The organism is Aeromonas enterica, from assembly GCF_054052465.1.
In genome coordinates, this window is the sequence record NZ_JBSTYL010000008.1 from 119930 (window position 1) to 141984 (window position 22055).

General features: G+C 62.2%; 20 protein-coding genes and 4 tRNA genes. 15 read left to right on the forward strand and 9 right to left on the reverse strand.

Features of this window, described 5'->3' with window-relative positions; all coding sequences use genetic code 11:
- Positions 1-190 precede the first annotated feature (190 nt).
- Entirely contained in the window at positions 191-2788 is a 2598-nt protein-coding gene (gene acnB / locus ACW5XD_RS11140) for a bifunctional aconitate hydratase 2/2-methylisocitrate dehydratase (protein ID WP_456494939.1), read from the forward strand.
- An 84-nt stretch (positions 2789-2872) separates the two neighbouring features.
- Here the strand turns inward: acnB and ACW5XD_RS11145 are convergent, their stop codons facing one another.
- On the reverse strand, positions 2873-3622 hold the full coding sequence (locus ACW5XD_RS11145; protein WP_456494940.1) for a 3-oxoacyl-ACP reductase family protein: 750 nt from the start codon (positions 3620-3622) through the stop codon (positions 2873-2875).
- Between the two features lie 176 nt (positions 3623-3798).
- Here ACW5XD_RS11145 and ACW5XD_RS11150 point away from each other — a divergent pair, with 176 nt between their 5' ends.
- The gene (locus ACW5XD_RS11150; protein WP_456494941.1) at positions 3799-4722 is read left to right on the forward strand and encodes a LysR family transcriptional regulator; all 924 of its coding nucleotides are present in this window, start codon (positions 3799-3801) and stop codon (positions 4720-4722) included.
- Between the two features lie 71 nt (positions 4723-4793).
- Here ACW5XD_RS11150 and ACW5XD_RS11155 read toward each other — a convergent pair whose 3' ends face one another.
- A complete protein-coding gene (locus tag ACW5XD_RS11155) occupies positions 4794-5705 on the reverse strand; it encodes a LysR family transcriptional regulator (RefSeq protein ID WP_456494942.1) in 912 nt (303 codons plus the stop codon).
- A gap of 76 nt (positions 5706-5781) precedes the next feature.
- Here ACW5XD_RS11155 and ACW5XD_RS11160 point away from each other — a divergent pair, with 76 nt between their 5' ends.
- From ACW5XD_RS11160 to mdtD, 4 genes are all read left to right on the forward strand, one after another.
- Positions 5782-6399, forward strand: coding sequence for a LysE family translocator (locus tag ACW5XD_RS11160; RefSeq protein WP_456494943.1), 618 nt, complete (start codon positions 5782-5784; stop codon positions 6397-6399).
- A gap of 117 nt (positions 6400-6516) precedes the next feature.
- The gene (locus tag ACW5XD_RS11165) at positions 6517-7911 is read left to right on the forward strand and encodes a D-arabinono-1,4-lactone oxidase (RefSeq protein ID WP_456494944.1); all 1395 of its coding nucleotides are present in this window, start codon (positions 6517-6519) and stop codon (positions 7909-7911) included.
- Between the two features lie 71 nt (positions 7912-7982).
- Positions 7983-9110: a CobW family GTP-binding protein gene (locus ACW5XD_RS11170; protein WP_456494945.1), complete on the forward strand. Its 1128-nt coding sequence runs from the start codon at positions 7983-7985 to the stop codon at positions 9108-9110.
- 61 nt (positions 9111-9171) lie between these two features.
- On the forward strand, positions 9172-10560 hold the full coding sequence (gene mdtD, locus ACW5XD_RS11175) for a multidrug transporter subunit MdtD (RefSeq protein WP_456494946.1): 1389 nt from the start codon (positions 9172-9174) through the stop codon (positions 10558-10560).
- A 21-nt stretch (positions 10561-10581) separates the two neighbouring features.
- On the opposite strand, the gene ACW5XD_RS11180 is transcribed toward mdtD, so the two are convergent.
- The 3 genes from ACW5XD_RS11180 to folB form a co-directional block, all read right to left on the reverse strand.
- On the reverse strand, positions 10582-11070 hold the full coding sequence (locus ACW5XD_RS11180) for a YbaK/EbsC family protein (RefSeq protein ID WP_456494947.1): 489 nt from the start codon (positions 11068-11070) through the stop codon (positions 10582-10584).
- Positions 11071-11194: 124 nt separating this feature from the next.
- Positions 11195-11704 carry a 2-amino-4-hydroxy-6-hydroxymethyldihydropteridine diphosphokinase gene (gene folK / locus ACW5XD_RS11185; protein ID WP_456494948.1) on the reverse strand — a complete coding sequence of 170 codons (510 nt, stop codon included), beginning with the start codon at positions 11702-11704 and terminating at the stop codon, positions 11195-11197.
- Between the two features lie 52 nt (positions 11705-11756).
- Entirely contained in the window at positions 11757-12128 is a 372-nt protein-coding gene (gene folB, locus ACW5XD_RS11190; protein ID WP_043137290.1) for a dihydroneopterin aldolase, read from the reverse strand.
- 169 nt (positions 12129-12297) lie between these two features.
- Here folB and plsY point away from each other — a divergent pair, with 169 nt between their 5' ends.
- The 6 genes from plsY to ACW5XD_RS11220 all read left to right on the forward strand — a co-directional run bounded on the left by plsY (position 12298) and on the right by ACW5XD_RS11220 (position 15014).
- On the forward strand, positions 12298-12960 hold the full coding sequence (gene plsY, locus ACW5XD_RS11195) for a glycerol-3-phosphate 1-O-acyltransferase PlsY (RefSeq protein WP_456494949.1): 663 nt from the start codon (positions 12298-12300) through the stop codon (positions 12958-12960).
- Between the two features lie 47 nt (positions 12961-13007).
- Positions 13008-13083 (forward strand) — tRNA-Phe (locus ACW5XD_RS11200).
- A gap of 52 nt (positions 13084-13135) precedes the next feature.
- Positions 13136-13211 (forward strand) — tRNA-Thr (locus ACW5XD_RS11205).
- Positions 13212-13221: 10 nt separating this feature from the next.
- Positions 13222-13297 (forward strand) — tRNA-Phe (locus ACW5XD_RS11210).
- Between the two features lie 8 nt (positions 13298-13305).
- Positions 13306-13381: transfer RNA gene (locus ACW5XD_RS11215), tRNA-Asn, on the forward strand.
- Between the two features lie 289 nt (positions 13382-13670).
- Positions 13671-15014 carry a potassium channel family protein gene (locus ACW5XD_RS11220; protein ID WP_456494950.1) on the forward strand — a complete coding sequence of 448 codons (1344 nt, stop codon included), beginning with the start codon at positions 13671-13673 and terminating at the stop codon, positions 15012-15014.
- A gap of 134 nt (positions 15015-15148) precedes the next feature.
- Here the strand turns inward: ACW5XD_RS11220 and ACW5XD_RS11225 are convergent, their stop codons facing one another.
- Positions 15149-15481 carry a hypothetical protein gene (locus ACW5XD_RS11225; RefSeq protein WP_456494951.1) on the reverse strand — a complete coding sequence of 111 codons (333 nt, stop codon included), beginning with the start codon at positions 15479-15481 and terminating at the stop codon, positions 15149-15151.
- A 130-nt stretch (positions 15482-15611) separates the two neighbouring features.
- Here ACW5XD_RS11225 and ACW5XD_RS11230 point away from each other — a divergent pair, with 130 nt between their 5' ends.
- Both ACW5XD_RS11230 and ACW5XD_RS11235 read left to right on the forward strand, forming a co-directional pair.
- A complete protein-coding gene (locus tag ACW5XD_RS11230) occupies positions 15612-16127 on the forward strand; it encodes a ClbS/DfsB family four-helix bundle protein (RefSeq protein WP_456494952.1) in 516 nt (171 codons plus the stop codon).
- Between the two features lie 345 nt (positions 16128-16472).
- A complete protein-coding gene (locus tag ACW5XD_RS11235; protein ID WP_456494953.1) occupies positions 16473-17645 on the forward strand; it encodes a CD0519/CD1768 family membrane protein in 1173 nt (390 codons plus the stop codon).
- 60 nt (positions 17646-17705) lie between these two features.
- Here ACW5XD_RS11235 and ACW5XD_RS11240 read toward each other — a convergent pair whose 3' ends face one another.
- The gene (locus tag ACW5XD_RS11240; RefSeq protein ID WP_042868074.1) at positions 17706-18719 is read right to left on the reverse strand and encodes a chemotaxis protein; all 1014 of its coding nucleotides are present in this window, start codon (positions 18717-18719) and stop codon (positions 17706-17708) included.
- Positions 18720-18927: 208 nt separating this feature from the next.
- Between ACW5XD_RS11240 and ACW5XD_RS11245 the strand changes: the two genes are divergently transcribed.
- Positions 18928-19647, forward strand: coding sequence for an SDR family NAD(P)-dependent oxidoreductase (locus tag ACW5XD_RS11245; protein WP_456494954.1), 720 nt, complete (start codon positions 18928-18930; stop codon positions 19645-19647).
- On the opposite strand, the gene ACW5XD_RS11250 is transcribed toward ACW5XD_RS11245, so the two are convergent.
- Together ACW5XD_RS11250 and ACW5XD_RS11255 are read right to left on the reverse strand one after the other, a co-directional pair.
- Entirely contained in the window at positions 19634-21697 is a 2064-nt protein-coding gene (locus ACW5XD_RS11250) for a tRNA(Met) cytidine acetyltransferase TmcA (RefSeq protein ID WP_456494955.1), read from the reverse strand. The two genes, ACW5XD_RS11245 and ACW5XD_RS11250, sit on opposite strands and share 14 nt — an antisense overlap.
- On the reverse strand, positions 21694-22008 hold the full coding sequence (locus ACW5XD_RS11255) for an HlyU domain-containing protein (protein WP_456494956.1): 315 nt from the start codon (positions 22006-22008) through the stop codon (positions 21694-21696). The genes ACW5XD_RS11250 and ACW5XD_RS11255 overlap by 4 nt, the downstream gene beginning before the upstream one ends.
- Between the last annotated feature and the right edge of the window lie 47 nt (positions 22009-22055).

A 22055-nucleotide genomic window follows, 5' to 3' on the forward strand; every position in this document is an offset into this window, starting at 1 on the left:
TGCTTTTTATCCTTTGGCAAAACAATAGTAAATTTAAGTGGTTATGTTGTTTTGGTGAATATGTGTACAGGGTTTGGATTTTAATTAGTCGTTAAAACTTATATAGTGGGGGGCACCCTACGGGTGTCCCGCAAGGACGATCGCCGCGAGCGTGGGCGAACCCCAAGAAAAGACCAAAGAGGAATTAGTCGTGCTTGAAACATACCGTAAACACGTCGCAGAACGTGCCGCCGAGGGCGTGGTAGCCAAACCTCTGGATGCAGAGCAGGTCGCCGCCCTGGTTGAGCTTCTCAAGAACCCGCCCGCTGGCGAACAAGACTTTCTGAAAGAGTTGTTGTCCTCCCGTATACCCCCAGGTGTTGATGAAGCGGCCTATGTCAAAGCCGGTTTCCTCACTGCTGTCGCCAAGGGTGAAGCCCATTCTCCCATCCTGACTGCCGCGCAAGCCGTTGAGCTGTTGGGCACCATGCAGGGTGGTTACAACATTCAACCGCTGATCGACCTGCTGGATGACGCGACCCTGGCTCCTCTTGCCGCCAAGGGTCTTTCTCATACTCTGCTGATGTTTGACTCCTTCCACGACGTGGAAGAGAAGGCCAAGGCGGGCAATGCCCACGCCAAACAGGTAATGCAGTCCTGGGCCGATGCCGAGTGGTTCCTCTCCCGTCCCGAGCTGGCCGAGAAGATCACCGTCACCGTGTTCAAGGTGACCGGCGAAACCAACACGGATGATCTGTCACCGGCGCCGGATGCCTGGTCCCGTCCCGACATTCCGCTCCATGCCCTGGCCATGCTGAAAAACGCCCGTCCCGGCATCACCCCGGACAATGACGGCACCATAGGTCCCATCAAGACCATCGATGCGTTGAAAGAGAAGGGTTTCCCGCTGGCCTATGTGGGCGACGTGGTCGGTACCGGCTCTTCCCGCAAATCCGCTACCAACTCTGTGCTCTGGTTCATGGGCGACGACATTCCGCACGTGCCGAACAAGCGCGCCGGCGGTGTCTGCCTGGGTGGCAAGATAGCACCCATTTTCTTCAACACCATGGAAGATGCCGGCGCCCTGCCCATCGAAGTGGATGTCTCCAAGCTGGAGATGGGCGACGTGATCGACATCTACCCGTTTGCCGGCAAGATCTGCAAGCACGGCACCGACCAGGTGCTGGCCCAGTTTGAACTCAAGACAGAGGTGCTGATCGACGAGGTGCGCGCCGGTGGCCGTATTCCGCTGATCATCGGCCGTGGCCTGACCGACAAGGCACGCGAAGCCATGGGGCTGCCGTTCTCCACCGTGTTCCGCCGTCCGCAGCCGGTGGCCGATACCGGCAAAGGCTTCACTCTGGCCCAGAAGATGGTGGGCAAGGCGTGCGGCGTGAAGGGCATTCGCCCCGGCACTTACTGCGAGCCCAAGATGACCACGGTCGGCTCCCAGGACACCACGGGCCCGATGACCCGCGACGAGCTCAAAGACTTGGCCTGCCTCGGCTTCTCCGCCGATCTGACCATGCAGTCCTTCTGCCACACCGCGGCCTATCCCAAGCCCATCGACGTGCAGACTCACCACACCCTGCCGGACTTCATCATGAACCGCGGTGGCGTCTCCCTGCGTCCGGGTGACGGCGTCATCCACTCCTGGCTGAACCGCATGTTGCTGCCGGATACCGTCGGTACCGGTGGTGACTCCCACACCCGTTTCCCCATCGGCATCTCCTTCCCGGCGGGTTCAGGTCTGGTGGCTTTCGCCGCCGCCACCGGCGTGATGCCGCTGGACATGCCGGAATCCGTGCTGGTGCGCTTCAAGGGCGAGCTGCAGCCGGGTATCACCCTGCGTGATCTGGTCCATGCCATCCCCTACGCCGCCATCCAGAAAGGGCTGCTGACCGTCGAGAAAGCGGGCAAGAAGAACATCTTCTCCGGCCGCATCCTCGAGATCGAAGGCTTGCCGACCCTGAAGGTGGAGCAGGCATTCGAGCTGGCCGATGCCAGCGCAGAGCGCTCCGCCGCCGGTTGCACCATCAAGCTGGATCAGGCGCCGATCATCGAGTATCTGAAGTCCAACATCGTCATGCTGAAATGGATGCTGTCCGAAGGCTACGGCGACCCGCGTACCATCACCCGTCGCATCAAGGGGATGGAAGAGTGGCTGGCCAACCCGGTACTGATGGAAGCGGACAAGGATGCCGAGTACGCCGAGATCATCGAGATCGATCTGGCCACCATCAAGGAGCCCATCTTGTGTGCGCCGAACGATCCGGACGATGCCCGTCTGCTGAGTGACGTGGCGGGCGACAAGATCGACGAGGTGTTCCTCGGTTCCTGCATGACCAACATCGGCCACTTCCGTGCCGCCGGCAAACTGCTCGAGAAGTATCAGGGCGAGCTGCCGACCCGCATGTGGATTGCCCCGCCCACCAAGATGGACAAGGATCAGCTGACCGAAGAGGGCTACTACGGCATCTTCGGCCGGGTCGGTGCCCGCATCGAGATCCCGGGTTGTTCCCTGTGCATGGGCAACCAGGCGCGCGTGGCGGAAGGGGCCTCGGTGGTCTCCACCTCCACTCGCAACTTCCCGAACCGTCTGGGCAAGGGTGCCAACGTCTATCTGGCCTCTGCCGAGCTGGCCGCCGTGGCCGCCATCATCGGCAAGATCCCGACCGTGGCGGAGTACCTGCAGTACGCCAAGACCCTGGATGCCACTGCGGCTGACACCTATCGCTACCTCAACTTCAACGAGATCGCCTCTTACACCAAGAAGGCCGATGCGGTGATCCTGCAGCAAGCGGTATAAGGATTGGCGCCGGCATGGCGCAGACAGTCCACTAAAAAGCCCCGGCTCATGCCGGGGCTTTTGTTTGTGACCTCTTGCCGAGGGTCAGGCGGAGAAACCACCGTCTATGGTCAGACTGGCGCCTGTGATATAGCCTGCCTCGGGCCCGGCCAGATAGGCGACGAAGCTGGCGATCTCCTCATCCTTGCCGTAACGGGCCAGTGCCATCAGTCCCTTGAGCTGTTCTGCCGCTTCCCCGTCAGCCGGATTCATGTCGGTATCGACCGGGCCTGGTTGCACGTTGTTCACCGTGATGCCCCTTGGGCCCAAATCCCGTGCCATGCCTTTGGTCAAACCGACCAGGGCCGATTTGCTCATGGCGTAGACGGAACCACCCGCCATGGGGATGCGGTCTGCATTGGTGCTGCCGATGTTGATGATGCGCCCCCCTTTGCCCATATGATGGGCCGCCTCCTGGCAGGCCACGAACACGCTGCGGATGTTGACGGCCAGAGTGCGATCGAGTGCGTCGAGGGGCAACTCCTCAATGCTGCCCCATACCAATACCCCGGCGTTGTTGACCAGGATGTCCAGTCGACCGAAGGTGGTGACAGTCTGGCGGATGGCGTGCTGCAAAGAGACGGCATCCGCACTGTCGGCACGGATGGCCAGCGCCTTGCCGCCTGCCGCCGTGATGGTCGCGACTATCTCTTCTGCCTTGCTGGCCGAGGAGACATAGGTGAAGGCAACGGCAGCACCGTCACGGGCGAGGCGTTTTACAATGGCGGCACCAATGCCGCGCGAACCACCTTGTACGAAGGCAACTTGTCCACTGAGGGGGGTAAGGGTCAACATCCGATCTCTCCTGTCTGGTCATGAAGTCATGTCTGAGCGAGTTGGGAACTCAAGGGCATCCAATCCATCATCTGCAAGATGTGGCGTTGAATGAGCCTATAAATAGTGTGATTGATTCCTTGAAATTGATTAAGTGGCTATTATTCCAATCTCTATTTCCTTCAGGGACCGAATCAATGGCCGTACAAGACCCCTTCCTGAGTGTCAGGCACTTTGTCGCCGTGGCGCAGTCAGGCAGTTTTACCGTGGCGGCATTGGCGCTGGGGCTGACCGGTTCGGCGTTGAGCAAGAGCATAGTGCGGCTGGAGGCACGACTGGGGGTCAAACTGTTGCACAGAACAACCCGCCGGGTGAGTCTGACTCTGGAGGGGGAGGCGTATCTGGCCAGCTGTCTCCAGGCGATTCGGGTGTTGGAGGAGACGGAGCACAGCTTTGCATCGGGACAACAGAACCCGTCGGGTCGCGTTCGCATCGATCTTCCCGCTGCTTTTGGTCGCCGGCACGTGCTGCCGATCCTGCTGGAGCTGGCTGGCTGCCATCCACAGCTGGACCTGTCGGTAACGTTCAACGAGCGCAAGGTTGATCTCGTTCAGGCCAACATCGATCTCGTAGTGCGCATCGGTGCGCTGGAGGATCAGGCCGATCTTGTTGCGCGTCGTCTGGGAGAGCAGAAGCTGGTCATCTGCGGGGCCCCCTCCTATCTGGCCCGGCGCGGGGTCCCCTTGAGCCCGGATGAGTTGTCACGGCACGACTGCATCATCGACTGGCGCTCGGGGCATCGCCATAGCTGGCTGCTCAGGAATGGGGCGGGCCAGACAGAGGCTTACGACATCCCGGTGCGCTACGAGATGGGGGATGGTGAGGCCGTACTGGCGGCGGCGCTGGCTGGCCTTGGCCTGGTCCAAGTGCCGACCTGGCTGGTCAATGAACAGCTGGACTCGGGAGATCTCGTTTGTGTGCTTCATGACCAGTCCGGTGGCGAGATGCCGATCAATGTCATCTGGGCCAGGAGCCAGCACATGCAGCTCAAGCTGCGTGTCGTGGTCGATGCCTTGCTGCTGGCGGCGCAAAAGAGTGGCAGTGGTTTCCGGGCCAGCTGAGTCGGTGTCGTCACAGTCCGGCGGTCACTCGCGAGCCAGGGAGGCAGGCTGTGCCCGCGAGGTGTCGTGACCTATCGGCTCAGGGATTGCAGCCAGTTCGCCAGTTTCTCATGAGGGCTGCCGGGAAGGGGAGGCGCGGGGGCGAGCAGGTGATAGCCGGTGCCATCCGGGATGAATCCGAGCGGTGCGGCCAGCAGGCCGGCCTTGATGTCGTCACACACCTGCCGATAGGGGCCGATGGCGACCCCCAGCCCGGCGACCGCCGCCTGCAGGCTGAAGTAGAAGTGCTCGAAGGTCTGCCCCGGTGCCTCGTCGCCGGCGGACTGGCCGGCGTGCTGCAACCACTCCTGCCAGGCTCCCGACCGGGTCTTGGTGTGCAGGCGGGGGGCACCAGGGCGCAGGGCCTGGCCGTTTGCCTCCATCTCGAAGAACTGCGCCACCTTGCCCGGTTGGCAGACCGGCCCGGTCAGCTCTTCGAACAACGGCTGGCTGTAGAGCTCGGCGGGCCACTGGAAGTCGTTGCGCCGGATGGCGAGATCGATGCCGCTACCGAAGCTGAGGGCGCCGCCACCGGCCATCAGGTGTACGTCCAGCTCGGGATGCAGGGCCTGGAAGGCGGGCCAGCGCGGGATCAGCCAGCGCATCAGCAGGGTGGGCTCGCAGGAGATGACCTGCGACGACGGCCGCCCCTGCCGGCGCAGCGCCTGCGCCGTCTGGCGGATACCGCCCAGCCCCTCCCTGACCGCCTGATAGAGCCGCTCGCCCACCTCGGTCAGAAAGACCCGGCGCTGGCGTCGTTCAAACAGCATGACCCCCAGATCCTCTTCCAGCAGCCGTACCGCCCGGCTGACCGCGCCGTGGGTGAGGTGCAGCTCGTCGGCGGCGCGGCTGAAGTGTTCGGTGCGGGCCGCCACCTCGAAACAGCGCAGCGCGGTCAGGGCCGGCAGCGACAGGCTTTTCTGTGAATCATTCTCACCGTTCATGTCAGAAGTTATCGTTCGTTATTGGTGCTATGGCCAAATAAAATAGCCGATATTCCATGTAATCAGGACTATTTTCATGACCGAACTGTTAGCCGTAGTGGCCATTACCTTCTTTGCCGTCATCAGCCCGGGACCCGACTTTGCCATGGTGTCGCGCAACAGCCTGCTGCTCTCGCGCCGCAGCGGGGTGCTGACGGCGCTTGGCATTGGCGCCGGGGTCTGTGTGCACGCCACCTACACCCTGCTCGGGGTGGGGCTGCTGATCCAGCAGTCGCTCTGGCTGTTCAACATCATCAAGCTGGCAGGGGCCGGCTACCTCATCTTCCTCGGCATCAAGATGTTGCGCGCCAGCCCGGTGACCGATGAGGTGCTGGCAGCCCAGCCAGCCCTCTCCAGCCTGGGGGCGCTGCGTACCGGTTTTCTGACCAATGTGCTCAACCCCAAGACCACCATCTTCATCGTCAGCCTGTTCATGCAGGTGGTGCAGCCGCAGACGCCGCTGGCGGTCCAGCTCGGTTACGGCGCGTTCATCGTATTGGCCCACGCCGTCTGGTTCAGCGCGGTGGCGATCTTCTTCTCCACCGACTCGGTACGGGGTCGGCTGTTGGCGGTGCGCCACTGGATCGACCGGGTATTTGGCGGTCTGCTGGTGGGCTTCGGCATGTTGCTGGCACTGACCCAACAATCACGCTGAGGAAGTGGGGGAGTCATCCCCCTTATCCACCCCCGACTGTAGGGGCTTGTTTTTCATGCCTTGTGGTCCGCTTTTCGGTAGAATTGCCGCTCATTTTGAAGTCAGATGAGGCGCGGTATGACGGTCAAGTTCCAGGCATTTCACAGCATCAAGGCGATCAACAATCGGGAGGTGCTGTTCAACTGGTCCAGGACCAACCCCCTCGGCGCTCTGGATCAGGTGTGGCGCCCGACCGATAGCGACGAGCTGCAAGCGCTGCTGCGCGAATACCCCGAGCGCAAGCTGCGGCTGATCGGCTCAGGCCTCTCCTTCGAACCCATCCACAGCGTCTATGCCGAGGGCAGTCAGGCGCTGCTGGTGGACTTGTACCACCTGCGCGGCCAGCTGGCGAAAACCGCGGATACCGTCACCTATCAGGCGGGTACGCCGCTCGATACCGTCTACGCCGATCTTATCGCCATGGAGCGGATGCTGCCGGCATCCCCCGGCGTTATCGGCATCCAGACCCTGGGTGGCGCGCTCAGCACCGGCACCCACGGCCAGGGGCTGCACCAGTCCGCCCTCTGCGATGCGGTGGAGGCGATGACGGTGATGCTGGCCAATGGCGACATCATCCGGGTGGATCGCACCGACCCGCGCTTCGGCGCCTTCGTGATGGGCATGGGTATGCTCGGCATACTGCTCGACGTGCGCCTTCGCACCGTGCCCAACCGCATCATGCACTGCACCAAGTTCACCACCGACTATCCCTTCCTGCTGGCGCACAACGAGCGGCTCAACCGTGAGCACGGCTTCGTGAAGAGCTGGTGGTTCGCCTGGACTGGCGAGAGCCACATCTGGCTGGTGGATCCCGCCTCCGAGGAGGAGGTGGCCCGTTATCGGGCTGGCGGCCGTGAGCCGCTGCTGCTGGAGGGCGACATCGATGCCCGCATGAACGCCACCATAGATGCCACTTTGCAAAAGATGGCGAAAGACACCAAGGACGAGGCGCTGGCCGGGGAGCATTTCGAGACGGTGCGCCGCTTCAAGGATGCCTCCGATCTGGTGGGCAACGTCTACCAGATCCTCTGCAAGGGGATACCCGCGCCCCAGATCAACTGCGAGGTGGCGGTGCCGCTCAATCGCATGAACGAGGCGCTGGCGATCCTGCAGGCCTGGCAGCAGGCCAACCCGGGCGTGCTGCATTACCCCTTTATCCTGCGCTGCACCGGACCCTCCGAGGCCTGGCTCAGCGCCGCCTATGATCAGTCGGTCTGCTGGGTTGGTTTTCTGGTCTATCTGGCGGCGGACGGCACCTTCGTCAACGGCTCCATGGAGCAGATGCGCGAGCTGCAGCAACTGCTGGTGCCGCTCGGCGGCATTCCCCACTTCGGCAAGCACCTGGCGATGGATCTCTATGACTTCCCGGCCCTGCTGCCGCGCTGGAATGACTTCTTGGCCCTCAAGCGCGAGCTCGATCCCCATGGCCGTTTTGAAAACCGCTGGCTCAGCGACCTGTTTGCCAACCGGTAAGGATTGAACATGACCCATATGCAAGATACCTGCGTACTCATCACCCTGCCGACCAGAGGGGAGTCATCGATATGACGGATATGCAAGACACCCGAATTCCCGTGACCCTGCTGACCGGCTTTCTCGGCAGCGGCAAGACCACACTGCTCAACCACTGGGTCAAGCAGCCGGAGCTCGGCGAGTGCGCCGTGCTTATCAACGAATTCGGCTCGGTGGGGCTGGATCACCATCTGGTGCAGCAGGTGGACGAACAGGTGGTGCTGCTCGATTCCGGCTGCATCTGCTGCTCGGTGCAGGGCTCCCTGGTGGAGGCGCTGCAGGGGCTGTTCATGCGCGCCATCCAGCGCAAGATCAAACCGTTCAAGCGGTTGATTATCGAAACCACAGGTCTGGCCGATCCGGCGCCCGTGCTGTTTACCCTGCGCGAAGAGGGCTTTATCGCCCAGCGTTACCGCTTCGACGGCACCGTCACAGTAGTGGATGCCGGCCATATCGAGCAGCAGCTGGCGGCTCAGTATGAAGCGGTGAAACAGGTGGCGTTGGCGGATCTGCTGGTGGTGAGCAAGGGGGATCTGGTGGATGGCGAGCAGTTGGCTCGGGTCGAGGCCCAGCTGGCGGCCCTCAACCCGGCGGTCCCCATCGAGCGGGTGACCAACGGCGACTTGTCCCCCGCAGTGCTGGAGAGGCTGGGTGCCTACAACGAGTCGGCCGGGCGCGACGTGCGCCAGCTGCTGGCCTGGCTGCGCACCGAATCCCCCAAACAGGGGCTGGCCTCGCCGATGCAGCCCAAGATGAAGCCGTTCGCCGCCAAGGTGGGCACGGCCGCGCCGACTCACTTCGAGCATGGCAACATTGAAAGTTTCTCCCTGCGCATCGGCGAGCCGCTCAAGCCATCCCGCCTGCTGGCCGCCATCGATGCGGTGCAGGTCCAATACGGCGATGCCCTGCTGCGGCTCAAGGGGATCTTGCAACTGGAGGGGGAGAGCCAGCCCGTGGTGATCCACGGTGTACACGGCCAGCTCTATCCGTTGCAGGCATTGGGAGACTGGCCGGAGGGCAAGGCCCAGTCCCGGCTGGTGTTCATCGTGAAAAGTCAGGACAAGGCGGGGATCGAGCGGCTGTTCCTGGATACGCTCAAGGCCCCCGAGCCCAGTCTGGAAGAGCAGCTCAGAGCCATGCTCGGCCAGCCTGATGCTTGATGTAATGAGATGACCCGCGCTTGTGCGGGTCTTTTTTTATCTGAAGAGGAGGTGGCTGCTCATGCCCGATAGCACACACATGGTTACACCTGCCCAGCGCAAGTGGCTGCCGCCGCTGACGGCGGTCGGCTTCTTCATGCAGACCCTGGATGGCACCATACTCAACACCGCCCTGCCCAGCATGGCCGAGACCCTGGGCGAGAGTCCGTTGCAGATGCAGTCGGTGATCATCGCCTACATGCTGACGGTGGCACTGCTCATTCCGGCTTCCGGCTGGCTGGCGGACCGATTCGGCACCCGCCGCATCTATCTGGCCGCCATACTGCTGTTCACCCTGGGATCGCTGGCCTGCGCCGCCTCCAATACCCTGCCCATGCTGGTGGCGGCCCGGGTGCTGCAAGGCATAGGCGGCGCCCTGCTGATGCCGGTGGGACGCCTCGCCGTGCTGAGGGTCTACAGCAAGCACGAGCTGTTGCGGGTGATGTCGTTCGTTACCATCCCCGGCCTGATTGGGCCCTTGATCGGCCCGGCACTGGGCGGCTGGCTGGTGGAGGTGGCGAGCTGGCACTGGGTGTTTCTCATCAATCTGCCGGTGGGCATACTCGGCTTTATCGCCAGCTGGTATTTCATGCCCGATCTGCGGCAGGGCACGGCCAAGTTCGACTGGCAGGGGTTCGTGATGTTCAGCGCCGGCATGGTGCTGGTGTCGGTGGGCTTGCAGGGGCTGGGCGAGCACAGCATCTCCACCGGTTGGGCACTGTTTGCCCTGCTGTTCGGGCTGGCCGCCATGGCGAGTTACTGGCTCTATGCCGCCAATGCCGAGGAGCCACTGTTCAGTCTGGCGCTGTTCAAGACCAGTACCTTCGCCATCGGCGTCTGGGGCAACCTGTTTGCCCGCCTCGGCAGCGGTGCCATGCCCTTCCTCACCCCGCTCTTCCTGCAGCTGGGGCTCGGCTTCTCGCCGAGCAAGGCGGGTATGACCATGATCCCCACCGTGCTGGGGGCCATGCTGACCAAGACGCTGGTGAACAAGCTCATTCCGAAGGTGGGTTATCGGCGGATCCTGATCGGCAACACCCTGGCGCTGGGGGCCATGATCGCCAGCTTCTACTTCATCGACAACCAGCTGCCCTATGAGGTGCTGCTGGGCTGGTTGATGGTGTTTGGCGCCATCAACTCGCTGCAGTTTTCCGCCATGAACACTCTCACGCTGCAAGACTTGAGTGCCGAGCATGCCAGCAGCGGCAACGGCCTGCTGTCGGTGGTGATGCAGCTCTCCATGAGCCTGGGGGTCGCCATCGCCGCCAGCCTGCTGGGACTCTTCTCGGCCGGTTCATCGGCGGCGGATGGGCAGTGGCTGGGAGGATTCCACCTCACCTATCTCTGTATCGGTCTCATGTCCATGCTGGCGACGCTGATCTTCGCCCAACTGGCGCGGGACAAGGGGTGAGCGGGGTTGTGCCGTCGGCAGTCAGGCTGATGGCGCAGGCAGGTAGCTGACCTGACAGGGCAGCTGCTCCAGCACCCGGGCCAGATGTGCCGTCTCCAGCAGAAAGGTCTGCTCCGGGTGGCCCGGCGTCCAGGTGAAGGCGTGATGACCCATCAGTTGAGGGTCTACCAGCAGCGGGATATCGGCGCGGGGCAGGAAGGGGCAGACGGCGCCCGGCAGGCAGCCGATCTCGGCCTGCATCTCCTCGGCGGTGCAGATTGATGGCTTGGCACCGAGCGCGGCCTTGACCGCCTTGTTGTCCAACCGCCCGTCCCTGTGGGTCAGCAACAGGGCGAAGCGGCCATCCTTGAACTTGAGAAACAGGCTCTTGCTGAATTCGGCCTGCCAGCCGAGGCGAGCTTTCACCTGTTCGTCGGTGGCGTAATCCAGAATGGGTTCATGCTGGTAGCGCTGATGGGGCAGCCCGGCCAGCAGCCGGCAGTTGAAGTCGTGAATGGTGTCGAGCGGCATGGGTCTCTCCTGTGGCGAGCCTTATCCTGCCAGTCATGGCGGGCCGGGCCCAATCACACTTTCTGATGGCGGATAAGCCGCCTTGCAAGATGCAACAAGGGCACCCTCGGGTGCCCTTGTTGATTCAGTGATGTTGCAGCTCGCACGCTTCCCAGTGAAAGGGGATGGGGCAGAGTCGCTGGGAGGCCTTGTCGTAACCCTGCCACAGCTCGCCCAGCGTGCGACCATCGAGCGGGTGGCGCAGGCTAGGTGCCAGTTCGGCCAGCGGCCAGAGCACGAAGGCGTTGGTGAGGATCTCGCCGCGGGGCAGGGCGACCGGCGTCTCGCAGACCAGATCGCCATAGAGCAGCAGATCCAGATCCAGGGTGCGCGGAGCGAACTTCTTGGCATCCGGCTCGCGGCCGTGGGCGAACTCCATGGCACGCAGCCGTTGGCACAGGGTTGCCAGCGGCAGGTCTGTGTCGGCACCGACCACCAGGTTGTAGAAGGGGCGACCATTGAAGCCCACCGCCTCGCTCTCGAATACCCGGGAGACAGCCAGCTCGCCAAACTCCGCCTGCAGGGCATCGAGGCCGGCGCGGATATGGCGTTCACGCTCTATGTTGGATCCCAGGCTGATATAGATGCGGGTCATGCGGCGCTCCCTGTCATCGGGTTGGCACCCAGACGGATATGGAGGGTGGCCATCAGTTGGCGCTCGTGGCCGGAGTGCGGTGGCGCAGGATCTCTACCCCGACGCCGGCGGCATTGGGCACGGCGCCCGGTTTGGTCAGGGTGACCTTGACCCATTGCACCCGCTCGTCGGCCAGCACCAGCATGGCGACCTGCTCGGCCATGGTTTCGACCAGCTCCACCACCTTGCTGGAGGCGTGATCACAAATTTTGCGCGAGAGGGTGGCGTAATCCAGTGCCAGATTGATATCGTCGGTTGCTGCGGCGGGACGGTTGTCAAAGCCCATTTCGAGGTCGAAACAGAGCTTCTGGCGAATGCCTTTCTCCCACTCATAGACACCAATAGTGGTCAAAACCTCGAGTCCGCGAATAAACACCTTGTCCATGACAGTACTTCTTCTTTACTCTTGATGGGCTGTGATAACAGCGCAGGGATGCAGGCCTGGCAACCAGTTTGCCGCGCGGTCGGTTTGGACGACACGCTTTTGGGCAACGCCAAGCCAGAGAATGTGGCCCGCATCATACCCCATTCATATCGTGGTAAAAACGACCAAGATGACGGCCCTGACGATTTTGATGATTATTCTGGCCTACCTGGGCGGCTCGCTGTCCAGTGCCGTGCTGGTTTCCCGCATCACGGGTCTGCCGGATCCTCGCGATCATGGCTCCCACAACCCGGGTGCGACCAATGTGTTGCGCCTCGGTGGCCGTGTGGCTGCCGTTGTGGTGTTGCTGCTCGACGTGCTCAAGGGCACGGCCCCCGTCTATCTCGCCTGGTATCTGCAAATCAAACCCGTCTACCTCGGCTTCATCGGGGTGGCAGCCTGCCTCGGCCACATGTACCCCATCTTCTTCCACTTCCGGGGCGGCAAGGGGGTGGCGACGGCACTCGGCACCATGATGCCCATCGGCTTTACCATGGGAGGGGCCGTGATCGGCACCTGGCTGGTCGTGCTGCTGGTGAGCGGCTACTCCTCGCTGGCCTCCATCATTACCGTACTGCTGACGCCACTCTTTACCTACCTGCTCAAACCCGAATACACGCTGCCGGTCTCGCTGCTCTCCTGCCTCATTCTGATCCGCCATCATGAGAACATAGCCCGCCTGCTGAAGGGGGAAGAGCCCAAAGTCTGGGGCTGCCCGGCGCGGCCCAGTCAGGAAGAAGTAGGGGAAATGGATGATGTTGCGCAAAAAAGAGACGAACGAGACAAAAAGTGAAATTTCCCGTTGACCACCTGCCTTAAAATCCGTTTAATAGCGCCCACGCCCAGATAGCTCAGTCGGTAGAGCAGGGGATTGAAAATCCCCGTGTCGGCGGTTCGATTCCGTCTCTGGGCACCAAGATTTGGTGCCATGAAATAAAAATCTGTTCATGCACAACGGTTTAAAGTGTGCCGGCTTAGCTCAGTAGGTAGAGCAACTGACTTGTAATCAGTAGGTCACCAGTTCGATTCCGGTAGCCGGCACCATTTATATATTGCCCAGATAGCTCAGTCGGTAGAGCAGGGGATTGAAAATCCCCGTGTCGGCGGTTCGATTCCGTCTCTGGGCACCAAGTACAATTCCTCCTTAGTTCAGTCGGTAGAACGGCGGACTGTTAATCCGTATGTCGCTGGTTCAAGTCCAGCAGGAGGAGCCAACACAAAAGCCCAGCAGCAATGTTGGGCTTTTTCTTTGCCTGTTTGCCACGGCCATTGTCACCCAAGCGTTGCGCAATCAGTGTGCGCCTGAGGGGCAAACTGTCGTCTCTCTCCCTTATTCCTTTCCTGTCAGTGATTTGCCTTCTTTTTCTCACCTAGTATGGTGGCGTGATGGGCGTTTTGTCGCGCCGCTTCCCTGCGCCTGACCCGCCGGATCCAGCAGGGCTTTGTGCACCATGACTCTCTTTATCTGGCGAGGGCGGGACATATTTGTGATCGAGGTAATGTATGAATGCAACCGAGCTTTGGCAGCTTTCTCCCGAGCAGTTCAACGAGTGGCGCCGGGAGAATGACTATCCCTTTATCTGGGATCTGCTGGTGGCCTCGCTGCCCTATTTCAGCGACTGGATGACGGAGCAGAAAATAGAGAAAAGCGTCATCTTCCAGATCGGCATAGCTCGTTTCATCAGCTCGCGATCCGTGCTCAGCCTCTGTGTCTACATGAGCGACGACAAGATAAGGTTGTATGAAACCGCCTCGAGCGCGCTGGAGTCGCTGCGCAAGAGCGGCCTCATTCGCTCGGAGACGCGTTTTGAACCCTACAACATGTGGTTGGCGGGCAAGCATGGCAAAGATGAGGTGAAGCGGGTGCAGAGCCTGCTGTCCGTCTCCGAGAACAACAAGGGGGAGGCGCAGGTGCTGGGCAAGCATCGCCTGCTCAACATCGGCGGCGTCGAGCTGAAGAGCCCCATCATCTCCGGCAGATTGCTCGATTTCACCTGCCTCGACGAGCTCTCGCTGGATGGCGCCGTCAACAACTCCAAGGTCTATCTGTGGCACTGCTCGGCCAAGGGCGTGCGGGTCAACGGCGGCGTGATCGGGCTCGATCTGTTTGATTCCCTGCTGTGGGATCACAGGGCCTGGGCCAAGAAGCGGGAGCTGGCGCTGGAGGACGGGGTGTTTCAGGACTTCACCATAGAGTGCGAGGAGATCCGTTTTCACTCCTCCCGGGCTGTGCTGAAAAACTTCAACGTGCGCGCCAAGAACTTCGACGCCACCATGGAGCACACCAATCTGGACAAGGTGCAGGTGGCCTATAACGAGAACGGCCGGATCGATCACAGCGAGGCCAGCAAGCTGTACCGCAACGCCAAGCGCCTCTTCTCCAGCGTGGGGGATACCGTCGATGCCGGTGAGTGCTATTACCAGGAGAAGCTGCATGAGATGAAGTCCCTGGCCAGCCCGAGGGAGCTGTTCAAGGAGCGCTGGCTGCGCAGCGGCCCGCTGAGAAAGGGGTGGCTCTCCCTGCTCTGTTATTTGAAGTGCGGCTCCAAGTTTGTCAGCTTCATCACCTGGGGCTTTGGCGAGCGGCCTATAAGAAGCCTGCTGATGTCGATGGGGGTCATACTGCTGGCGACCCTGACCTATTTTCTGGCGCCCGCCTCGGTCACCTATCACCACCTGGGGCGCTCGCTCTACTTCAGCATCGTGACCTTCGTGACGCTCGGTTATGGGGATATCTCCCAGACCTCTTCCCCGCTGCAGCTGCTATCGGCCATCGAAGCGTTCTGCGGCATGTTTCTGACCGGCCTCTTCCTCGCCGGCTTTGCTTCAAAGACCAAGCAGTATTGATGACGCTGCCGACCTGTCGGTGCTGCCAAGTTCCGACAGGTGGTGCTCCCTCAGCAGCACCGCAGAGGGCTGGATCTTGCCAAGCAAGCCGCCGCAATCACCCCGTATCGGGCTCCCCCCAGGTCAGCCTCTTGTCATCTTGCCGGCGTGATGCCCTGCATCTTCAGCCAGAACGCCTCCTGACAGGGGTTGTGGAACAGCTTGCGTGGCGGTGTGATGGGGATAGGGCTGGTGTCGACCCGATAGCTTATCCAGCATTCGGCGCACAGCTGCGCCGAGGAGACCTGGTCCTGCTCTTGCTGATGACAGATGACAACTCCATTGGCGAACCAATAGCGGGTTTGCTGGTGCTGGATCAGGGTGCCACTCTCGTCATGCTCGCTATAGTGTTCACTCTGCTGGCGTGTGATGGTCGCCGGCCCAGGTTGCCGATGGATGGCCTTGATATAGGTAATGAGCTGATTCATCGCCGTTCTTGCTTGTGATGGGGGCGGCGGCGTTGGGACGCCGGCCACAGATGTCGCGAGCTTAGCGCTCGGCGCCGCTGGCGGCAATCCCGAGCGGGCGGCAGGGTGGCAGGCATGAAGGAGGACAGTGATGGGGATCCCCAGCAACAAGGTCGAGCTGCTGCTCGCCATCGACACGCATTTTGGCAAGCTGCTCAAGGCCTTGCAGGCGGTACCCGAGAGCCGGGTGCAGGAGCAGGTCATGGAGGGGCACAGTAAGGGCACCCGCATGAGCGTGGCCAATCTGGTGGCCTATCTCATCGGCTGGAATGAGCTGGTGATCAAGTGGATCGAGCGGGACGCGGCGGGCCTGCCGGTGGATTTTCCCGAGACTGGTTTTAAGTGGAACGAGCTGGGCAGGCTGGCCCAAACGTTCTATCTGGATCATGATGGGCTGGCCTATCCGGCACTGCTGGCCCGGTTGATGGCGGCCAGGAGCCGCATCGTTGAGCTGATTGCGGAGCGCGGCGATGACCAGCTGTACGGTCGCCCCTGGTATGAGCAGTGGACTCTGGGGCGGATGATCCAGTTCAACACAGCCTCTCCCTACCACAATGCCAACGGCCGGCTGCGCAAGTGGTTGAAGGGCACGGGTGTGAAGGGGTAGATCCCGCCTTTGAGTACCGATGGCGCGTCTGGCCTTGGGGTCAGGCCGACCCGCATTGTTTCACTGACAAGTCCCAGTTGTTATACTGCCGCCCGTCCTCTCGCCGGGCAGGCCGTACCGGCTGCCTCTTTGGCACGAGACGGGCAGACTGGACAGGATCGTCCGGCAACCCATTTTTCCTTCCTGCTTCAGTCGGTAGAACGGCGGCCCGTCAATCCGTATGTCACGGGTTCGAGCCCAGCAGGAGGAGCCATTCAAGGAGCCCTTGTCGCGAGACAAGGGCTCCTGCTTTATGGGTGTCATAACAACAATACTCACCACACAGCGACAGACTTCAGGATTGGTATGGAAAATCAAGTAGTTAAAGATTCTCATCAGGGTATCACCTCCCTTCGCCGCTGGTTGGAGCCGGTACTGGTACTGGCCATTCTGGGCAGTTTGTTCGGCTACCTCGGCAGCCAGATGGGGCTCTCCGCCCTGGTCAATACCCTGTTCAACACCGCCCATCAGCTGCTGCTCAATACGGTGCTCTTCATCATGGGCATTACCGTGCTGTCGGGGGCGCTCAGCCAGCTGCTCAGCGAGTTCGGGGTGATCCGCCTGCTGGAGGTGCTGCTGGCACCCTTGATGAAGCCCATCTTCCGCCTGCCCGGTCGCACCGCCCTAGCGGCCCTGATGACCTTCTTCTCCGACAACCCGGCGGTGATCAGCCTCGCCAAGGACAGCCGCTTTCGCAAGGGCTTCACCCCCTGGCAACTGGTGTCGCTCACCAACTTCGGCACCGCCTTCGGCATGGGACTGATCGTGGTGACTTTCATGGCCACCCTGCAACTGCCGAGCGGCGAATCGACCGCCAGTGCAGCACTGATCGGCCTGCTCGGCGCCCTCATCGGCTCAGTGGTCTCGACCCGGCTGATGCAGCGCATGATCCGCCCGCTGGTGGGGGAAACCCTGATCGATGACGAGGCCATGAGCGTAGGCGCCAAGCCGGGTCTGAGTCAGGAAGCGGCCCCCACCTGGCTGCGGGTGCTCAATGCCCTGCTCGATGGCGGCAAGTCAGGGGTGGAGCTGGGGATGGCGGTGATCCCCGGGGTGCTCATCATCAGCACCTTTGTGATGCTGCTGACCTTCGGCCCGGGCGAGCAGGGTTACAGTGGCGAGGCCTTCCAGGGGGTGGCGCTGCTGCCGGTGCTCGCGGCCAAGGTGGGCTGGTTGTTCGAGCTGCTGTTCGGCTTCACCCATGCCGAGCTGGTGGCCTTCCCCGTGACCTCGCTGGGGGCGGTCGGAGCGGCCATGTCGCTGGTGCCGCCCTTCATTGGCAAGGGCTGGATCACCGGCAACGAGGTCGCGGTATTCACCGCCATGGGCATGTGCTGGAGCGGTTTTCTCAGCACCCATACCGCCATGCTGGATGCCCTCGGCTATCGCCATCTCACTTCCCGCGCCATAGTGGCTCACACCATAGGTGGCCTGTGCGCCGGTGTGGCGGCCCATCAGCTCTACCTCTGGCTTGGGTGAAGGGGCAACAAGCAAAAGGGCACCTCGGCGCCCTTTTGCTTGTCTGGCCGGTTCACGGCCTTACAGATTGCCCGGTTTGGGGATGGGGATGCCGAGCAGGAAGTTGTCCATCATGCCGACCATGCGTCCCAGCTCGGGTTTGGTGATGGTGTCGTTGGCCCCCAGCTGCAGCGCCTTCTGGCGGTTGTCGTCACTCATCAGCGACGAGAACATGACGATGGGGGTGGTCTTGAAGGCAGGGGTGTCGCGCAGCCGTTTGAGCAGGTGCATGCCATCCATGCGGGGCATCTCGACATCTGTGATGATGCCGCTGACGAACTCGGCCACCGGGATCTTCTCCTCCTGCGACAGGCGGTCGAACTCCATCAGCATCTCCAGCCCGTCCCCCCCATCCTTGGCGGTCACCACGTTGTAGCCCGCAGTGCGCAGCGTGGTCTCTATCATCTTGCGGATGAAGGCGGAGTCGTCGACCACCAGCACCGTCTTGGCCTGGCGCAGTGCCATCATGCGATCGTCTATGATGACCTTGCGATCCTGGGTCACATCGTACTTCTCCATGCTCAGCTCTGGGTTGATGTCGGCGATGATCTTCTCGAAGTCGAGGATCATGATGAGGTTGCCATCTCGCCTGACCACGGCCACCACGCAATCATTCTCGCCCGCCTCCAGAAACTGGCTGGGGGACTCCACATCCTCCCAGGAGACGCGGTGGATCCTGCTGACACTGTCGATGAGGAAGCCGTTCGCCATCTTGTTGAAGTCGGTGACGATGACCACCTTGTTGTTGGGATCCGGGTTGGTTTTGATGCCAAGCCAACCCGCGAGATCCACCAGCGGGATCAGCCGTTCGCGCAGGGAGAAGACACCCACCATGTGGCGCTGGGCGTTGGGGTAGTCTGTGGTCTCAGGTACCCGGATCACCTCGCGCACCTTGGCGACGTTGATGCCGTAATAGGCGATCTTTTCCCTGCCATCGGGTAGCTGCTTCTTGAGGTGAAACTCGATGATCTCGAGCTCGTTGGTCCCGCTCTCGGTCAGGATGGATTTACGCTCTTCCCCGTCTTTGGACATCATGGCGACTCTCGTGCTTCTGGTTGCGCTGGCAGCACCGGCTGCGGTTTTCCCTCAGTATAGGAATGGATCCGCCCACACCGGGGAGATCCACACAAGATGGCCCTCATAACTGCTTGATCCGGCAGGCAGGAAGGCGCGTAACAGCTTAACAGGGAAAGAAAAAGGCGATGGAGAAGGGCATCACACTCACTGCAAACAGGAGCTGAGGATGAACGAGGGCGTAGTAGTGATAGGGGCCGGGGGCGCTATAGGTCAGGCGCTGGTGGCGCACTGGTTGGAGACTGGGGGCGGTTCCGTCATGGCAGTCAGCCGGCAGCCAGCCCCCGTCGGATGCGATGATCCTCGCCTGCATTGGCTGACTTGTGATTACAGCGATCAGCAAATGGCTGACGTGGTGGCCCGCATCGCCACTCTGGCCCCGAAACCGTACAGGCTGGTGATCTGCAATGGTGTCCTGCATCAGGGGGCGATCAAGCCGGAAAAGCGGCTGGAAGCGCTTGATGTCGAAGCCATGACCCGTCTCTACCAGACCAATGCCTTGCTGCCGCTGCGCTGGATCAACCAGCTGCTCCCGCTGCTTGGCGCCTCGCCCTGCACCCTGGCGGTGCTCAGTGCACGGGTCGGCAGCATAGGCGACAATCGGGCGGGGGGTTGGTATGGCTATCGCGCTTCCAAGGCGGCCCTCAACATGTTGCTCAAGTGCGCCGCCATCGAGCTCGCCCGGCGTGCCCCGGGCGTCAAGCTGGTGGCGTTTCATCCGGGCACTGTGGATACCCCGCTCTCGCGTCCGTTTCATGCCAATGTGCCGGCCGGCAGCTTGCAGACGCCAGGTCAGGTAGCTCGCCATCTGGTGGGTCTGATGGATCGGCTGACGTCGGATGGCGAACTCAGCTATCTCGACTGGCGAGGCGAGCCTATCGAGTGGTAGGGACATCCAGCAGGCGAGCCAGCAGGGTGCGCAGCGCCTTGATGATGGCCGGCTTGCCCGCCAGTTGCAGCCGATTGGCCAGATGCCCCCAGTCCGCATATTGCCAGATGGTGGCGATCAGCAGCTGACGCTCGGCGGGGGTCAGGGCGGCCAGTCGTGGCAGATTGCCGGCCAGCCAGCGCTGCAGGCTGGCTTGGCACAGCTCGAACGGCTTGTGGTGGTGAGCGAAGCACACCAGCTCATCGCGCTCAAACTCATCCTGCGTCGGCAGGGCAGGGCTCCCCTCCAGAGATTGCCACACTAGTTCGGGTTCCAGCTCTTTCAACTCACCTGCCAGCAGGGTCGGCAGCTGGCACGCGAAGCGCTGGTGCCACAGGGCCAGCTCTGCTTCCCATTCGGGTTTCAGCGCCTTGAGCAGCAGGGCGGCATGGCTGCCGCTGGCGGCATCCCGTTGCAGGCCGATGCGCAGCACCCGCAGCCCGCCCCTGCGCCAGAAGGGCAGCAGATCGGCGCTGGCCGAGAAGGCCGAGCCGAGATAGTCGAGCCCTTCCTCCCGGTAATAGTCCTCCAGCTGGCCGAGCAGTCGCGAGCCGAGCCCGTGGCGATGCAGTGCGGGGTGGATTGCGATGCGCATCACCCGGGCGTAGCTGCGCGCCCCTGCCGTCTTGAAACCAGCGTGGGCCAGCAGGGACTGGGGCAGCAGATGGCCGCGCGGGCGCCGTCGGCCCGCCCAGATTTGCTCGGCCAGTTCGGGGTCTATACCGCCCTCCCGTGCCACCAGCGCCACCCCGAGCAGACTCTGCTCCTGCTCCAGCAGGTGGATGTCGAGATCCGGGCTTTCCAGCAAAGACCTGAGATCGCTCGGTGTGGTCTGGTAGTGCGCCAGCACCAGCAGGCCGAACAGCTGATTGAGCTGCCCCTCGTCGTTCACCAGCGCATCCTGCCCGATCAGCCGCCAGCCCGGGCTGGTCGGTGGCAGGGGGGGATCCACCTCGGCATTGAGGCCAAGCAGCCGGAATACCAGCGGCTCCAGCGGATCGCCAAGGCTCCAGCGGATCGGTTCGGCCAGGTGGATCTCCTGCCAATCCGGCGTCTGGCGGTCCAGCACTCGCTTGAAACGCAGGTGAAAACCGCGTCCCGTGCCCTCGTAGCCGTGCTCCGTGGTGGCGAAGACGATGCGGCTGTGGCGGGCCAGCATGGCCTCAAGCAACGGTGTCGGAATGGCGGCAGCTTCGTCCACCAGCAACAGATCGGGTTGCAGGGTGTCCTGTACCAGCCGGGCCGGTGAGCAGAACTCGAGGCCAACCAGTCGCTCCACCTCTGTACCCAGCGACTGTGCCGCGTGGGCAAACAGGGTGGCAACCGTGGCTAGGGAGGGGGCTGTCACCACTATCTTGAGGTCGGGTTGCTGGCGCAGCAGCTCGGCGGCGGCTAACCCCAGCAGGCTGCTCTTGCCGCGTCCCCGATCGGCGCTCAGCACCAGCGGGCGGCGACGATGGCCGTGCAACACCCTGTGAATAGCGGGCAGGGCCGCGGCCTGATCATGACTCAGCCGCCGCAGTGCACCGATCGGCTGCCAGGGCTCGGGGCTGGTGGGTGGGAGCAGGGAGAGCGCAGGATCGCCTGCCAGCAGGTGCACCAGTCGGGCGATGAAGCCGTGGCCAGCCCGTTCAGCCTCTTCTGGCTGGGCTACCAGCCTCACCCTGTCCGGATCCGGATACTCGGGCCACTGCGCCCTGGAGGGCGTCAGCAGCAGCAGCAGGCCGCCCGCCCGCAGTGTGCCCGCCAGCGCGCCGAAGGCGTCGGGATGAAAGCCGCTGAAAGCGTTGAAGACAAGGGTGTCGCACTCCTGACCGAGCCGTTGCAGCGCCTTGGCGGCGGGAACTGGCCCATGGCAGGTCGGACCTTCTCCTAGCCAATAGATGACGCCGCCCAGCAATGCTTCGGCACGGGCGATGCAATCGGCCTCGTTCCCTTCCAGCCAGACCAGGCGCCGTTCACCGGCACGAACCAGGGCCTGGCGCAGGGCTTTCACCTCGGCAGGGCTCATGAGGCTGAACTGTCGCCCGCTTTGACACGAGGTTCAAACATGCGATCCCCCATCTGATCGATGAAGGTGTGGGCCTTCTGCACCATGAAACGCTCCGCATCGGCCGGATTGGCGAACAGATCGGAGCGGATGAATATGTGGGTCTGCAGCATGCCATCCACCTCTTTGGTGATGCGGCCCGCCAGCCGGTACTGGCCCCCTTCCGCCATGGGCTCGGGGTAGATGAGGTAGCCGGCGTACTCGGTGGGAGTCACCTCAACGACAGGGGCGGGCTTGCTTGCGAACAGGGCAGTGAACAGTTTCTTGAGCATGATGTTTCCCTCTGTGACGGGACATTGTCCCCAAGGGGTTGATGGCT

Coding starts and splice junctions, on each gene's coding strand:
- ACW5XD_RS11145 (WP_456494940.1), bottom strand. CDS start 3,622: ATGTTGACCCTTACCCCCCTCAGTGGACAAGTTGCCTTCGTACAAGGT.
- ACW5XD_RS11150 (WP_456494941.1), top strand. CDS start 3,799: ATGGCCGTACAAGACCCCTTCCTGAGTGTCAGGCACTTTGTCGCCGTG.
- ACW5XD_RS11155 (WP_456494942.1), bottom strand. CDS start 5,705: ATGAACGGTGAGAATGATTCACAGAAAAGCCTGTCGCTGCCGGCCCTG.
- ACW5XD_RS11160 (WP_456494943.1), top strand. CDS start 5,782: ATGACCGAACTGTTAGCCGTAGTGGCCATTACCTTCTTTGCCGTCATC.
- ACW5XD_RS11165 (WP_456494944.1), top strand. CDS start 6,517: ATGACGGTCAAGTTCCAGGCATTTCACAGCATCAAGGCGATCAACAAT.
- ACW5XD_RS11170 (WP_456494945.1), top strand. CDS start 7,983: ATGACGGATATGCAAGACACCCGAATTCCCGTGACCCTGCTGACCGGC.
- mdtD (WP_456494946.1), top strand. CDS start 9,172: ATGCCCGATAGCACACACATGGTTACACCTGCCCAGCGCAAGTGGCTG.
- ACW5XD_RS11180 (WP_456494947.1), bottom strand. CDS start 11,070: ATGCCGCTCGACACCATTCACGACTTCAACTGCCGGCTGCTGGCCGGG.
- folK (WP_456494948.1), bottom strand. CDS start 11,704: ATGACCCGCATCTATATCAGCCTGGGATCCAACATAGAGCGTGAACGC.
- folB (WP_043137290.1), bottom strand. CDS start 12,128: ATGGACAAGGTGTTTATTCGCGGACTCGAGGTTTTGACCACTATTGGT.
- plsY (WP_456494949.1), top strand. CDS start 12,298: ATGACGGCCCTGACGATTTTGATGATTATTCTGGCCTACCTGGGCGGC.
- ACW5XD_RS11220 (WP_456494950.1), top strand. CDS start 13,671: ATGAATGCAACCGAGCTTTGGCAGCTTTCTCCCGAGCAGTTCAACGAG.
- ACW5XD_RS11225 (WP_456494951.1), bottom strand. CDS start 15,481: ATGAATCAGCTCATTACCTATATCAAGGCCATCCATCGGCAACCTGGG.
- ACW5XD_RS11230 (WP_456494952.1), top strand. CDS start 15,612: ATGGGGATCCCCAGCAACAAGGTCGAGCTGCTGCTCGCCATCGACACG.
- ACW5XD_RS11235 (WP_456494953.1), top strand. CDS start 16,473: ATGGAAAATCAAGTAGTTAAAGATTCTCATCAGGGTATCACCTCCCTT.
- ACW5XD_RS11240 (WP_042868074.1), bottom strand. CDS start 18,719: ATGATGTCCAAAGACGGGGAAGAGCGTAAATCCATCCTGACCGAGAGC.
- ACW5XD_RS11245 (WP_456494954.1), top strand. CDS start 18,928: ATGAACGAGGGCGTAGTAGTGATAGGGGCCGGGGGCGCTATAGGTCAG.
- ACW5XD_RS11250 (WP_456494955.1), bottom strand. CDS start 21,697: ATGAGCCCTGCCGAGGTGAAAGCCCTGCGCCAGGCCCTGGTTCGTGCC.
- ACW5XD_RS11255 (WP_456494956.1), bottom strand. CDS start 22,008: ATGCTCAAGAAACTGTTCACTGCCCTGTTCGCAAGCAAGCCCGCCCCT.